Source organism: Leptospira hartskeerlii (genome assembly GCF_002811475.1).
Taxonomy (GTDB): domain Bacteria; phylum Spirochaetota; class Leptospiria; order Leptospirales; family Leptospiraceae; genus Leptospira_B; species Leptospira_B hartskeerlii.
Genome location: NZ_NPDL01000002.1, coordinates 495,373 through 507,639 on the forward strand (window position 1 = coordinate 495,373; position 12,267 = coordinate 507,639).

Here is a 12,267-nt window from a genome sequence, read left to right on the forward strand (position 1 = left end):
ATCTTATGCAGAAACTTCTCTTAAAGAAGATCTCCAAAATGAACCGACTCCTAATTTTAGGAGTCGGTCTTTTGTTGGTATCAGTTTATTTTTTGCCGATCTGGCATATCTCCTTGGATGCTCCTCAGTATCCGGAGGGTTTAGGAATGAAGATCTGGATCGATAAGATCACCGGCTCTTCTACTTATGATCTTCAGAATATCAATCTTCTGAATCATTATATAGGAATGCATGAGATAGTTTCGGAATCCGTTCCTGAACTGTTGTTTATGCCCTATGTATTAGGATTTCTGATATTCGGGGCATTCGTAACTTTTCTATATCCGAGAGTATATCTTACAATTTTAGGAATTCTGAATATTATAATATTAGGGATCCTGGGAATGTATGATTTTTGGAGATGGGAATATAATTACGGACATAACCTGAATCCGGATGCTCCAATCGTGGTTCCGGGAATGGCGTATCAACCTCCACTTTTGGGATGCAAGGAAATGTTAAATATTACAGCCTGCAGTTTTCCTTCTTGGGGAGGGATTATTCTGTTTGCATCTCTTGGAATTCTGGCCTTTATCGTATGGAATGAGAAGAGGAGGATGGATGTTTCGAAATAGATCCGGTTTCCCGGTTATCATCTTGTTGTCAGTATCAATCTCGGTTTTCTGTTCTAAAAGAGAACCGATCCTTCCTGAATTTGGAAGAGAGCTTTGTGCTCATTGTTCAATGGCAATCGTGGATAAACGTTTCCACGCTCAGTTGTTAACCGAAAAAGGGAGAAGGTACTATTTCGATTCCATAGAATGTTCTCATTCTTTCGAAAAGTCAGCAGGAAATTCTTCCGGAACTATTTGGTTTGCGGATTTTGAAAATCCGGACCGAATGGTCCCTAAAGAAGCGGCAGTATTGGTCCGTTCTTCGGAACTGCGTTCACCAATGGGAGAAGGTCTTGCGGCATTCTCCTCTTTGGAACGGGCAAAGAATTTTTTGAACACTCATAAAGGCTCTATTTGGAGTCAGAACGATGAAAAAGATCATTGATTTGAATAATGGGACTTTTCGGATCAACTTCGGATTTTCACTATTTGTTGCCTTCTTCATATTTTGTTTAACCCCATCCGAGATTTTTTCCAGAGAAATAGAAGTATGTAAAGAGAAGTGTAACTTCTCCTCTATTCAATCAGCGATTAATTCAGCAAGTCCTGGAGATATAATCCGGGTTAGAAAAGGCCTCTATCAGGAAGGTATGATATCGATCTCAAAACCTTTAGTTTTGGAAGGTTCTACCGGAGTAGTTTTGGATGGACTGAAAGAAAAACATGTACTGGATATTCGATCAAATAATGTTACAATCCGAGGTTTTAGTATCACAGGAAGTGGAGTTTCCGATACCTCCGAGTATGCGGGAATACATGCGGAAAAAATAAAGTTTTGTGCAATAGAGAATAATACTTTTGAGGACAATGCATACGCTATCTATCTGGCAGAAGTAGAGGATTGTGTTGTTCGTAGGAATACCTCTTCGGGAAATGCGATAAACGAAGTCTCCGGAGGTAATGGGATCCATCTTTGGTCTTCAAAAGCGATAAGAATAGAAGGGAACGAACTAAAAAAACATAGAGATGGGATCTATCTCGAATTTTCAAGTAATCTAAAGATAGAGGAAAATTTTTCCCACGATAATATCCGTTATGGAATGCACTTTATGTTTTCTTCGGATAATGATTTTAGGGGCAATAGGTTTGAAAACAACTCTGCTGGAGTTGCGGTGATGTATAGTAAAAATATACTCATCGAAAATAACCGCTTCGAGGATAATTGGGGAGATAGTTCTTACGGACTCTTGCTAAAAGAAATCTCGGACAGTATTCTTACAAAAAATGCATTCGTACATAATACCGTTGCAATCTTCGCAGACGGATGCAATCGAAATTATTTTACTCACAATGATCTGAAAGATAACGGATGGGGAGTGAGAATATTAGGTAATAGCGAATCTAATCAATTTGTGCAGAATGAATTCAAAGAGAATGTATTTGATATTAGCACAAATACCAAACACAGCACGAATTCGTTTAAAGAGAATTATTGGGATAGTTACGACGGTTACGATCTGGATCTGGACAAATTCGGGGATATTCCGCATAAGCCTGTCCACTTTTTTGGATATTGGGTAGTAGTTTATCCTTTTCTAATGGTTCTTTATAATTCTCCCGTAGTGAATTTTTTACAGGCGATTGAAAAAGCATTTCCAATAGTTACTCCAATAGATCTGGAAGATCCAAAACCGAAAATGAGGGGCCATGTATGATGCAGGTAAAAGATTTAACCGTTCAGTATGGAAAATCGCTCGCAGTTAAGGGGGTTTCCTTCGATGCGGAAGAGGGAAATATTCTATCTTTGATCGGTCCCAACGGTTCCGGAAAAAGTTCCGTACTCAAAAGTATCGTAGGTTTAGTAAAACCTGTCCAAGGAAAGATAGAGTTTAAAGGAAAAGAAGAAGGTAACACGAATTCCAAGATCGGATACATGCCCCAAGCTCCTCTGTTCCCTAAGAATGTAAAGGTGTCCGAGCTAGTTGATTTCTTGAAACGTTTGGAATTTTCCGATCCGAAAGAATTCCAGGAACTGTTCGATCTACTAGGTTTAAAGGATTATGAAAACGTAAAGTTTGGATCCTTATCCGGTGGAACGAAACAAAAAGTCAATATTCTGCAATGCTTTTCAATTCGCAAGCCTGTGTATATCGTGGATGAGCCTACTGCTAGTTTGGATCCTTATATTTCGAATCTTTTAAAGGAAATATTACTCCGAAAAAAGAAAGATGGGGCATTACTTGTTTTCTCCACTCATATCTTAAGCGAAGTAGAAGAGATCGCAGATCGTTTTTTACTAATGTCGGAAGGTTCTCTGTTGATCGACGATTCTCCTGAAAATTTCATAAAGAACAAAGACAAAGGGAATCTTCAAAACACGTTAATGGAATTTTGGAATAAGGAGTATTCAGAGAGAAGATGAATGAATTGATCCTATTCGAGCTAAGAGAAAATATCAGAAGCAAATGGATGTTTGTGTTTGCAGGCTTTCTTGCAATTTCCGCCGGAGCGCTCAACTATTTCGGAGATGAAAGTGGTGGAAGATTGGTTGTAAGCCAAATGAATCTGGTTTTATTCGTAGTTCCTTTGTTCTCCATCACATTTGCCGGATTGACATTTAACGATTCACTCCCTTTTGCAGAAGTGCTTCTTTCCAAATCATTAAATAGATCCCAATATTTTTTTGGAAAATTTTGCGGTGTAAGTTTATCTCTTTTTTTAAGTTTTCTGGTGGGGCTGGGAATTCCGGGAGTTCCTCTGTTTTTCAGTGAGCCCAAACTTGCGATCCTATTTCTTGAACTGGTCCTTTTCGGAACTATACTGATCTTAGTATTCGTTTCTCTGGGATTTTTATTAGCTTCTTTTTTTAAAAAAGGAGAATTAATCGTTTCCGGCGCCTTACTTATCTGGCTGTATTTCTTTTTACTTTTCGATTCATTCGTATTTATGTTGAGTATCTATTTGGGGGATTATCCCGTAGAGATCCCTGCGTTACTTGTCATTCTGTTTAATCCGGTCGATCTGGTAAGGATCTTGATCATTCTTCAGACAAAGGCTTCCGTGTTACTCGGATTTTCGGGAGCGTTCCTGATTAGAAGCCTGGGCACTTCGGTTGTAGTGTTATTATCCATTTTGTTTTTGGCTTTTTGGGTTATGATGCCTCTGACCATTTCTTACAAAAGATTTTTAGTTCGAAACTTTTAAGAAAGAAGAAGGCCCGCAATGCAAACTGATTCGGGCCTTCTTCGATTATATATTAATTCAGATCATAACGAACAAATACATTGAACATTGTTTGCATGGCGAGCTGAGGTCCGTTCAGATGTTGGTGGAAGGGTTTTCCTGCTTCGAACCCGAATCGAATTCCTTCTCCTAAGAGGAAGTTCATACCGACTAACGCGTCCGTGCGATTTCCACCTTGTCGATTCGGATCGTTTTGAGGATCCATCTTAGGATCTAATGAACCGTCTTGTCCTTTGATATTGTCCCAATAAACTGCTTGCACCCGGATCGAAACGCTTGTCCAAGAAAATATGGAGTAAGCGATCCAGGAACTTAGTTCGTATATATTCCCAAAACGATATTGGTTCTGATTTTTGGAACTACGCAGATTGGCATTTCCTCCTAATCCCCAAGAAAATCGATCTAACTTTCCTGAATATGCTATTCCAGGTAAGTAATTGACCGTGCCTGTTCCTGGTTGCATATTATAAGGAACTTTTTGGTTTCCCATCATCGGCATCCAGTCACGTTCATCAATCGAACCTGTAGGAAGAGAGAGCCCGAAGTTTAAAAAGAATTCGTGATCATTTCTTTTGAAGATACGATGAGCGGCAGAAAAAGAAATATCCCCAACTCCCCCTGATTTCATTGCAGAAGAATCGAAGTTGCTAGTCTCCATCATCATTTGGTTTTTTACGACCGGAACCATGAACATGATCATTGTGTCGTCCGAAATTCCATACATTGCACTCGTCATATAACTTTCCATCAGCATGGACTTAGGGACTGACATATAACGGTACCCATTGACAGAAGTTTGAGGAATGCTTGGCCCTCCGGTCAGCAGGCTTCCTGTAGGCATGGAAACACTCGGATCGAATTGGGGAAACCAAAGAGCTTCGTAGGTTCCCATGGATTTGCTCCCATTCAGAAGACCGGACATCTGCATTCCCATATAACGAAAATCTAAAACCCAAGAGCCTTTTTTATGCACGTGAGGGAACATTAGTCCTGCAGGAGCAATCTGATCCGCTCTCAATTCATGTTGATGACCTTGGTCTTTGGATTCTTTGCGGTGATTTGCGTGAGGATCTACCTCTTCGGTAGACTTAGGAACTTCTACCTCATCCGAGAAAATATTCTGAAAAGAAAATATAATTAAAATAATTATTATAGAAACGTGATACTTCATGATTACCTCCGAGTATCCCTCTCAAAAAAAGAGGGCCGCGAAGCGGCCCCAGTGGAAACGATCAATCGACTTGGGACAAAATCGAACCAATCGTAAAGGACGTTAGTTTTGCTCCATTCAGAATGAAGCCGACCCGATTTCCGGAATAAGAAGGTACACTCATCATTTGCATGACTGGGAACATCATCATAGAGCTTCGTTCTGATTGGGTCACCTCGGAACATGCTTTTGGCCAGGCATTGATCCATTGTTCAGAACTTGCATATTGAAAATCGATGCAGTATGTGTAGTTCGTATCGGGGGACAATGCAGCGGTTCCTTTACTTACCATTTCGAAGTTTCCGGACATATCTGAGTAGAATTGCTCCTTGCTAGAGTCCGTTAGTCGAAATGCGGGACCTGAAATTGGAGTTCCCGACCCGTAAACATAAGCGGTCAGGCTTCCTCCGGATTTTAAGGAGAAGGAAACTTCTAAATTTGTCCCTCCATTCGAAGAAGAAAGAACGACATTTCCAGAGCTTGAAAGTGTTGAATCAGAGGAATTACCGCTCAGTCCTTTTTCAAGTTGTGAAGTATTCCCGGCAAATCCGAGTCCTTCTAAATCACTGGGAGCGCAATTTTGAATATCATATCTTGTGCGCTGAGGATGCACATAAGAAAGAGTATTTGAAATTGGAGTTAAACTTTGGATGGAACATCCTGCCTTAGCAGACACTCCGAGAACGAGAGTCTGCATAAGTTGTTGCTCTGAAGAAGTTCCGTTCGACAGGGAACCCAACTGGGAGCAGTCGAAATGAAAGAGTGCGAGAATAATCGCGGTTATAGAGATATAACGGGATAACATATTAACTTTCCTTTATATAGTAAATTGAATACTTAATGTTTCTCCTGAGCTGCGTGAGCTGTTTTTGGAGACGACAAGGTTAGGCAAAGGAAATATGTTTTGGGGGACGTTTTAGTTTTTGGTTATGAGCTTTGGATAATTCTCCGGAAGATAGATCCTTCATTTCGAAGGCAGATCCGAGAATTGGAACAATATAAATGCTGGGAACGATTACATAATAGGAGAAAACCCTAATTTGGGAGAAGATCCGATCTGAATTTTCTTTTTTGCACGCACATTCATGAACTGATGTTTCAGGATCGGAATGACAGTTTGGACGATCCTGTTTTTCGGAACTGGAAGACTTAGATGCCTCCGTTTTAGTCCTGAAAAAATCATCTTCCTTGCTTGGATGAGTTTCCCGGCTCGAATTGTGATTACAATGGCAGATGGAATTTCCTAAAAATAGTTTTTCGAATACGCTTCCTTCCGCAGGAACGAGCAAGCGCGGAAAAAAGATCAGAGTTAAAAACCAAGCCGTAATCGTTTTCATTTAGAGAGACTCTAATGAATTAAGTTTAACCTCAGATGCGCGTAAAATGCATTGACAGTGATCAATAAAAACCTTTCTGCGATTTTGATTTATCTCAAGGTTTGGAGTCGTGTTTGGAAAGAAGGATGATCCTATTCAGTATTTTTCCGAAAGGTAAAAAGTAGATCTTAAACAAATTATGAAAGTCGGAATCTTCTTCTTCCTCTAAGCCGAAAACTGTACGTTCCGCTTCTCCTTCTTCCGGAATATAGAGGCTTCCGAAAAGAATATCCCAAAAAGCAAAAGACACACCTATATTCTTGTTCTGGAGATTGATGTTTGTACTATGATGGATCTGATGTTGAGCGGGGCTTAAGAGGATTCTACTCAACCATTTAGGAAATCGAAGACCTATATGAGAATGTCGTAAATTAGCATATAGATTGAATATGAAAATTCCAGCATTCACTCCTAAAAAAGACAACATGTTGATCCCGTTCGGAAATAGAAAAATTGCAACGCCTGTCACTATCCCGGAACAAAGAGCACCAAATGAATTCACTAAGATCGCTTCTACTGGATGTACTCTATACACTGTGAGAGGATTTAATACTTTCGCAGAATGATGCAACTTATGGAATTCCCAGAGAAAAGTTTTATGAAGAAGCCAATGAGCGAAAAATCTGCCGAAGTCGTTTGCTAACCAAAATAAGATGGAATAAAGTAGAATGAAAAATGTTCCGGACGAGTAGGGATAATTAGTTTCGCCGAATATTTTAGATAAATACCCGCTGACAAAAGCGGATACACTCGCACCTGATATAACGAAATAACCGAAGAAGAGTGCAAATAGGAACGTATTTATTAAATAGTACTTATAATCCAATCGGGCGGATTCGTGGAACCAGATCTTTTTAGATAAATTCTCACGCAGATAATCCTTGGATCTAAATCCTTTTTCCTTCCAACCTCTCCACGCGATCAATAGAAGAGTGATCAGGATCGAACTTAAAATATAGAACCAATATATCTTTACGGAAGGCAAAAATACGATCCGAATCGGACTAAGAAGAGAACGAAAAATCTCTGTGAAATACGCCTGCATGGGACCCTATTTGAATTGTCTTTATTGAAAAGAGTTCAGGTCAAATGGAAATCTTGGGGCTTAGATCTGAAAAATCTCAAGAATTGGCGAATGCTCTTGGACTTATTAGGATCTTAGAATATTGAACAACGAAGATCAGAAATGCGCTTATCCAGAATATCGCGGAGAATAAATAGGCTTCTCTATATTTGTTCATTAAAGGAAGAAATACCCTGGCGATTACCGCCAAGTTGATCAAAATATAACCTAGTACGATTAATTTCGAAGCTCTAATTGCTCTGCCTGTATGTCCAAGAGAGACTCTTGTAATCATACCGTATACGAAAACTCCTATCCCTCCCACGGTAAAGATATGGAAAGCGGAAGAAGTAGGAAAAAACCCTAGATGAGAAAGTCCATAAGCTAAGAATCCGGAACACAACCAAAAATAACCTAAATGTAAGATCCAAAGGATAGGCACCTTTTTTGATTTCCAAGGTTCCCAGAAGAGCCAACGAGAATAGTTTAACATTCCGAAAGCGAGACAATATAATCCTGCAAATGGAACGATCTGAGGAAACCAGAAAGCGAAAGTTTCTATCGCTAAAAAAAGGAACCCTCCATATCTTATTAAACTTTCTAATTTCAGAAATCTTTTCGGATTCGAACCTGGGATAGCAGCTGACGAGAAGAACGGCATAATCCTTCCCCCGATCAAGATCACGAATTGAAGTATTACGAAAAGAGAAAGATGGATGAAATGTAGGCTCCATCCTTCCGGTAGAATACTTAAAAATGAAAATGCAGTTAGTATATGAAGTAAGAAAAGAAGAAAGTAAGTTACTACTACAACACGATTATGTTCTTGGCCTTTTGCAAATAGAGGAGGTGTAAGATAGAAAAGGACTAATAGATCACAGTATAGATCTGCAGTAAGTGCAATATAGGAAAGATATGGATTGGATAAGAATCCGAATCTACCTAAGAACCAGAGTCCGAATAGAAGCGCCAAATATCCTTCTTTAGCGAGAACTTTTTTTGTCCAATTCTGACCTGCAGTAAAAAGAAATCCAATAATTGCCCCTCGTCCAAAACCGAAAACCATCTCATAGGAATGGATCTGAATTCCTCCAGTTAGAAACGGAGAAGGAATGATTGAGAATAGAATTAAGATCCAGACAAGAACTGCAAATATAGCATGAAATGAACTGACTAAAAAAAATGGGCGAAAAGCAACTGACCAGATTGCAGAACGAAAATCCAGAAATGATTTCATCCTTCCTATTATAAAACTAATCCATTATTTTGTCTTTGATCTGGATCAAAAATACGGGATCAATTTACGGCTTGAAATAGACCATCACTACAATTGCTGCTAGCAGCTGCGGGGGTAACTGGATTTGATGAATTCGAATAAGTTGTTCGAGTTACAAATTCATAATTCCAAAAAGAAATAAATTTGAATGTAGTACATCTTCCTGATACAGTGAGCCCCGGATTTCTTTGAGCACAGGTTTGTGTTGCACTCCAGGTGCCATCGCTATCATCACATATGCCAGCTGTCATAAGTGTACCAACAACGTGATCAGTACAACCGTAATTGTCAAAAAAAGAACCAACGTTATTGCAGCTTCCTCCACCAGATATGGATGTGTTTTTTGCCTGGATTGTGAACGAAAGAGGAGGAGAACCGGCATTGGCAAGTAGAATTTCATAATCTCCAGTTACCTTAGGATAATGGATCGAATTCCTAGGGGCTATATAGTCTCCTCTACTCATGGCTTTATTTTTCATTAAATCAGATCCATTCGTGTTTGGAGGATATAGAGAAGCGTAAATATAATCTATCTTGTCCAAGGTAACGCCGACTATAAAATCTTTATATGTTGGTCCTACATTTAGTTTGAAAAGTTTTTCATCTGTTGCAGAATCGATTGAGCCGCTTAGAGCGGGGCCATTCATTACTAAAGAAGAAGCAGTTGAATGAGTAATTACACTTTCCAAAGGTTCTGACTTGGCTATAATTTGATTATTTACCATAAGAGCAAATTGGTAATTCCCATATGGCCAAGAAATGGAATTAAAGTAGCTAGTAAAATTTCCTATATCTTGAGTCTTGTGCCAATTGCTTGAAGTATCACTCGTTGATACGCAATATCCCGTACAATTATTAGAATCTGTAAGAATGAAATCAATTGGTCCTGTCCAATCCCCCGTTCCTATCTGAGAGATCTTATAATCGACAGTAACTAAATCTCCCGGTTTATAATTTTTAGGACTAATAGAAAGAATTTCAATCTTAGGAGCTTCTTCCGGAAGTTCGATTTGTTTGCCTGCAGATGAAAAGTTAGTGATCCCTGCAATCGTAGCAAGTTGCCGATATTGAGGATTGCCGGAAGACTGGAAGCAAGATGTAAATATTACAAAAAAGAATATAATAGAGAGTATAAGTTGATACATTATCCGAAATTCCGACAAACTTGCTTTCAGTAGCTTAGTATATAGAATTTTTGGGGTTGGTTCAGAACAACAAAATTAAAATTTACCGGAAATGCAAAATAACCCAAATAGGTCATAACCTTCTCCGCATACCGGAATCATTCAAGCGAATCCGCAATCTCTCTGCTAAGATCTGTGGATGAATCGAAAACGATCTCTCTATCTACTCATTCTATTTCTTTTACTTGCGCTTATAAGTAGCCAACTTTCCTATCCGGAAGAATATTTCAAAGACCAAATCCAAGAAAGTGTAAATTTTACTTATAACTCTCAAATTGAGCAAGCAAAGGACTCAAAGGATCTTTCTCAGAGAGGGATACAAATGCTCATTCCGAATGTTCCGGCTCAGGATGAGATCATATTACAAGAAGAGCTTGGGAGAGCATTCGTTTCTTCCATGGATGGTTTTATTTGGATACTGGATCTAAAACAAAACAAGGCAGAACCTTTTGTAAAAACTCCTTTGATGCCCGCAGGGATGGTGGCCCATCCTAAAAATTCGGATCTACTTTATTTTTGTGTATCGAGAGGTAAGAAGGAAGATCCTATCCAGCCAAACGGGCCGGGTATATACGAGCTAAAAATTTCTAACAAATCTATTCGTAAGATAAGCAATCGTGTTCCAAAAATCCCTCCAGGTCAAAGTGTAAATACTATCAGTACATTAGGAAAACTTTATGCAACTGAGAGACAATTGGCCATTCGTATTTCCGAGATGAATGATTCCAATAGCAGACAAATAGAAAAAGCGGATGACCTTGCGATCAGCTCAGATGGAGAAAGGATCTATTTTACGGAACCTTACGATCATCCCGGTGCGATTTTAGGCGTAAGCGATCAATCTAGAAACGAAGCTTTGAGTTTAGGAAAGAATGGTAATGTTTGGAAGATCGATCTGAAAAACGGAACTTCTTCTCTTGTCGCTCATAATTACTCTTATGTTGATGGGATCTTGTTGGAATATTCTGTGGGGCATAAGGAAGAGGTCTCCATTTTGTTAAACGAAGTGTCTCGATTTAGATTGATCCGAATGTATCTATCCGGAGAAAATTCCGGAAAAGATGAGATAGTGATCGATGGATTGCCTGGATTCCCTGATGGAATGGATAGAGATCCTCAAGGAAGAGTCTGGGTGGCCCTAGTGATCGAAAGATCTAAACTCGTAACATGGTTGCACAACCATCCTTTCTGGAAACGTCTCGTATTATATATTCCGCAAAAAATCCAACCTGTGTCTAAAAGAACAGGTCTACTTGTTCTTTCAAAAGATGGAAAAACTCCCTTGTATTATGGAATGCACGATGGATCTAAATTTTCTACTCTGATCGTAGTGATCCCAGGAAAGGAAAAAATCTACTTATCCGTTTATGAGAAGGGCTATAAAGGTATCAATATTCTACCTTATCCTATTTAAAGAGTATTCTAATATTTTTACTTGATCTTCCTCTTTTTGCGAGAAGAATCGTTCTCCTTGTTTCTATAGTGCAAGGAGGACGGGTTAGAATCTTAGATGGATTTTACAAGCAGAGGAATTCTCTATTTATGGAACGGTCGTGTGATATTTGCGACAAATTTCATGCAGACAGATTTCCACTCGCATTATGCCGCTACCTTAGCGATTTCCTTAAAAGATAATATCCATATCGAAACTGAAAAAGGAAAAGAAGAATATCGTGTGGCCTTGGTCGGGCCGAATACATATCATAAAACTGTTTCTCCCGGAGTGGAGATGGTTGCATTACTTATAGATCCGGAAACTTACGAATATTCTTCCATCTCTGAGTTTGCTAAGGTAGGAGAAGTGAAGAAGTTGGACATTTCTACTTTCTTACCTCTGATAGAAAGACTATGGGAATTATATTATGGAAACTTAAATGATGAGGAAGCCTGGGAATTACATTTAGATTTGCTTAGATCCGTTTATCCTTTCCGAAAATTGGAAAAGATAATTGATGAAAGAATTGCCCGGATCGCAAATACGATCCGAAAGGAAATGCCTGATAGTATTAGAATGAAAGAGATAGGTAAAAATTTTTCCGTATCAGAAGACAGGCTCATTCGCCTTTTTAAAGAAAATTTAGGGATCCCGATGCGTAGATATTTATTATGGGTTCGGATCTTAGAAGCGGCAAAACTTTTGAAAGAGGGAAAAAGTCTCACGGAAGCGGCACATTCTGCCGGTTTCTCCGACTCAGCTCATTTCACTCGAACCTTTAAGGAAAATTTTGGATTTGTTCCTTCTTTATTTTTCGGCCATCTAAAATCGATCGAAGTTCGATTTTGTGAATCAGGAGATCTGATCTAATTAAAATTTCTTCTCAT

13 protein-coding genes are annotated in these 12,267 nt (G+C 39.0%); 7 read left to right on the top strand and 6 right to left on the bottom strand.

The annotated features are described in order from the left end of the window. Nucleotides 1-5 precede the first annotated feature (5 nt). The 5 genes from CH352_RS05225 to CH352_RS05245 are packed head-to-tail and all read left to right on the top strand — an operon-like array spanning nt 6 to nt 3,797. Complete coding sequence (locus CH352_RS05225) at nt 6-614, top strand: hypothetical protein (RefSeq protein ID WP_100705349.1); 609 nt, start codon at nt 6-8, stop codon at nt 612-614. Further along, nucleotides 601-1,038 carry a nitrous oxide reductase accessory protein NosL gene (locus CH352_RS05230; RefSeq protein ID WP_100705348.1) on the top strand — a complete coding sequence of 146 codons (438 nt, stop codon included), beginning with the start codon at nt 601-603 and terminating at the stop codon, nt 1,036-1,038. The genes CH352_RS05225 and CH352_RS05230 overlap by 14 nt, the downstream gene beginning before the upstream one ends. Then, entirely contained in the window at nt 1,022-2,308 is a 1,287-nt protein-coding gene (locus tag CH352_RS05235; protein WP_100705347.1) for a nitrous oxide reductase family maturation protein NosD, read from the top strand. The genes CH352_RS05230 and CH352_RS05235 overlap by 17 nt, the downstream gene beginning before the upstream one ends. Next, nucleotides 2,305-3,015 (top strand): ABC transporter ATP-binding protein, encoded by a 711-nt coding sequence (locus CH352_RS05240; protein WP_100705346.1) that lies wholly within the window; start codon nt 2,305-2,307, stop codon nt 3,013-3,015. Before CH352_RS05235 ends, CH352_RS05240 begins: the two co-directional genes overlap by 4 nt. Next, complete coding sequence (locus CH352_RS05245) at nt 3,012-3,797, top strand: ABC transporter permease (protein ID WP_100705345.1); 786 nt, start codon at nt 3,012-3,014, stop codon at nt 3,795-3,797. Before CH352_RS05240 ends, CH352_RS05245 begins: the two co-directional genes overlap by 4 nt. 52 nt (nt 3,798-3,849) lie before the next feature. Here CH352_RS05245 and CH352_RS05250 read toward each other — a convergent pair whose 3' ends face one another. From CH352_RS05250 to CH352_RS05275, 6 genes are all read right to left on the bottom strand, one after another. Beyond that, nucleotides 3,850-5,007 carry a transporter gene (locus CH352_RS05250; RefSeq protein WP_100705344.1) on the bottom strand — a complete coding sequence of 386 codons (1,158 nt, stop codon included), beginning with the start codon at nt 5,005-5,007 and terminating at the stop codon, nt 3,850-3,852. A 61-nt stretch (nt 5,008-5,068) separates the two neighbouring features. Further along, entirely contained in the window at nt 5,069-5,851 is a 783-nt protein-coding gene (locus tag CH352_RS05255) for a hypothetical protein (RefSeq protein WP_100705343.1), read from the bottom strand. Nucleotides 5,852-5,930: 79 nt separating this feature from the next. Beyond that, a complete protein-coding gene (locus tag CH352_RS05260; RefSeq protein WP_100705342.1) occupies nt 5,931-6,383 on the bottom strand; it encodes an LIC_11090 family protein in 453 nt (150 codons plus the stop codon). A 94-nt stretch (nt 6,384-6,477) separates the two neighbouring features. Beyond that, nucleotides 6,478-7,467 carry a sterol desaturase family protein gene (locus CH352_RS05265; RefSeq protein ID WP_100705341.1) on the bottom strand — a complete coding sequence of 330 codons (990 nt, stop codon included), beginning with the start codon at nt 7,465-7,467 and terminating at the stop codon, nt 6,478-6,480. A gap of 76 nt (nt 7,468-7,543) precedes the next feature. Next, nucleotides 7,544-8,722: an NnrS family protein gene (locus CH352_RS05270; protein WP_100705340.1), complete on the bottom strand. Its 1,179-nt coding sequence runs from the start codon at nt 8,720-8,722 to the stop codon at nt 7,544-7,546. A gap of 59 nt (nt 8,723-8,781) precedes the next feature. After that, the gene (locus CH352_RS05275) at nt 8,782-9,906 is read right to left on the bottom strand and encodes a hypothetical protein (RefSeq protein WP_100705339.1); all 1,125 of its coding nucleotides are present in this window, start codon (nt 9,904-9,906) and stop codon (nt 8,782-8,784) included. 178 nt (nt 9,907-10,084) lie between these two features. On the opposite strand from CH352_RS05275, the gene CH352_RS05280 reads away from it, so the two are divergent. Continuing rightward, nucleotides 10,085-11,359, top strand: coding sequence for an SMP-30/gluconolactonase/LRE family protein (locus CH352_RS05280; protein ID WP_100705338.1), 1,275 nt, complete (start codon nt 10,085-10,087; stop codon nt 11,357-11,359). A gap of 96 nt (nt 11,360-11,455) precedes the next feature. Then, nucleotides 11,456-12,250, top strand: a complete 795-nt coding sequence (locus CH352_RS05285) for a helix-turn-helix transcriptional regulator (protein ID WP_208861346.1) — start codon at nt 11,456-11,458, stop codon at nt 12,248-12,250. Nucleotides 12,251-12,267 lie beyond the last annotated feature (17 nt).

Excerpts from the sequence above, each read along its gene's own strand:
- CH352_RS05225 (WP_100705349.1), top strand. The coding sequence starts at position 6 with ATGCAGAAACTTCTCTTAAAGAAGATCTCCAAAATGAACCGACTCCTA.
- CH352_RS05230 (WP_100705348.1), top strand. The coding sequence starts at position 601 with ATGTTTCGAAATAGATCCGGTTTCCCGGTTATCATCTTGTTGTCAGTA.
- CH352_RS05235 (WP_100705347.1), top strand. The coding sequence starts at position 1,022 with ATGAAAAAGATCATTGATTTGAATAATGGGACTTTTCGGATCAACTTC.
- CH352_RS05240 (WP_100705346.1), top strand. The coding sequence starts at position 2,305 with ATGATGCAGGTAAAAGATTTAACCGTTCAGTATGGAAAATCGCTCGCA.
- CH352_RS05245 (WP_100705345.1), top strand. The coding sequence starts at position 3,012 with ATGAATGAATTGATCCTATTCGAGCTAAGAGAAAATATCAGAAGCAAA.
- CH352_RS05250 (WP_100705344.1), bottom strand. The coding sequence starts at position 5,007 with ATGAAGTATCACGTTTCTATAATAATTATTTTAATTATATTTTCTTTT.
- CH352_RS05255 (WP_100705343.1), bottom strand. The coding sequence starts at position 5,851 with ATGTTATCCCGTTATATCTCTATAACCGCGATTATTCTCGCACTCTTT.
- CH352_RS05260 (WP_100705342.1), bottom strand. The coding sequence starts at position 6,383 with ATGAAAACGATTACGGCTTGGTTTTTAACTCTGATCTTTTTTCCGCGC.
- CH352_RS05265 (WP_100705341.1), bottom strand. The coding sequence starts at position 7,467 with ATGCAGGCGTATTTCACAGAGATTTTTCGTTCTCTTCTTAGTCCGATT.
- CH352_RS05270 (WP_100705340.1), bottom strand. The coding sequence starts at position 8,722 with ATGAAATCATTTCTGGATTTTCGTTCTGCAATCTGGTCAGTTGCTTTT.
- CH352_RS05275 (WP_100705339.1), bottom strand. The coding sequence starts at position 9,906 with ATGTATCAACTTATACTCTCTATTATATTCTTTTTTGTAATATTTACA.
- CH352_RS05280 (WP_100705338.1), top strand. The coding sequence starts at position 10,085 with ATGAATCGAAAACGATCTCTCTATCTACTCATTCTATTTCTTTTACTT.
- CH352_RS05285 (WP_208861346.1), top strand. The coding sequence starts at position 11,456 with ATGGATTTTACAAGCAGAGGAATTCTCTATTTATGGAACGGTCGTGTG.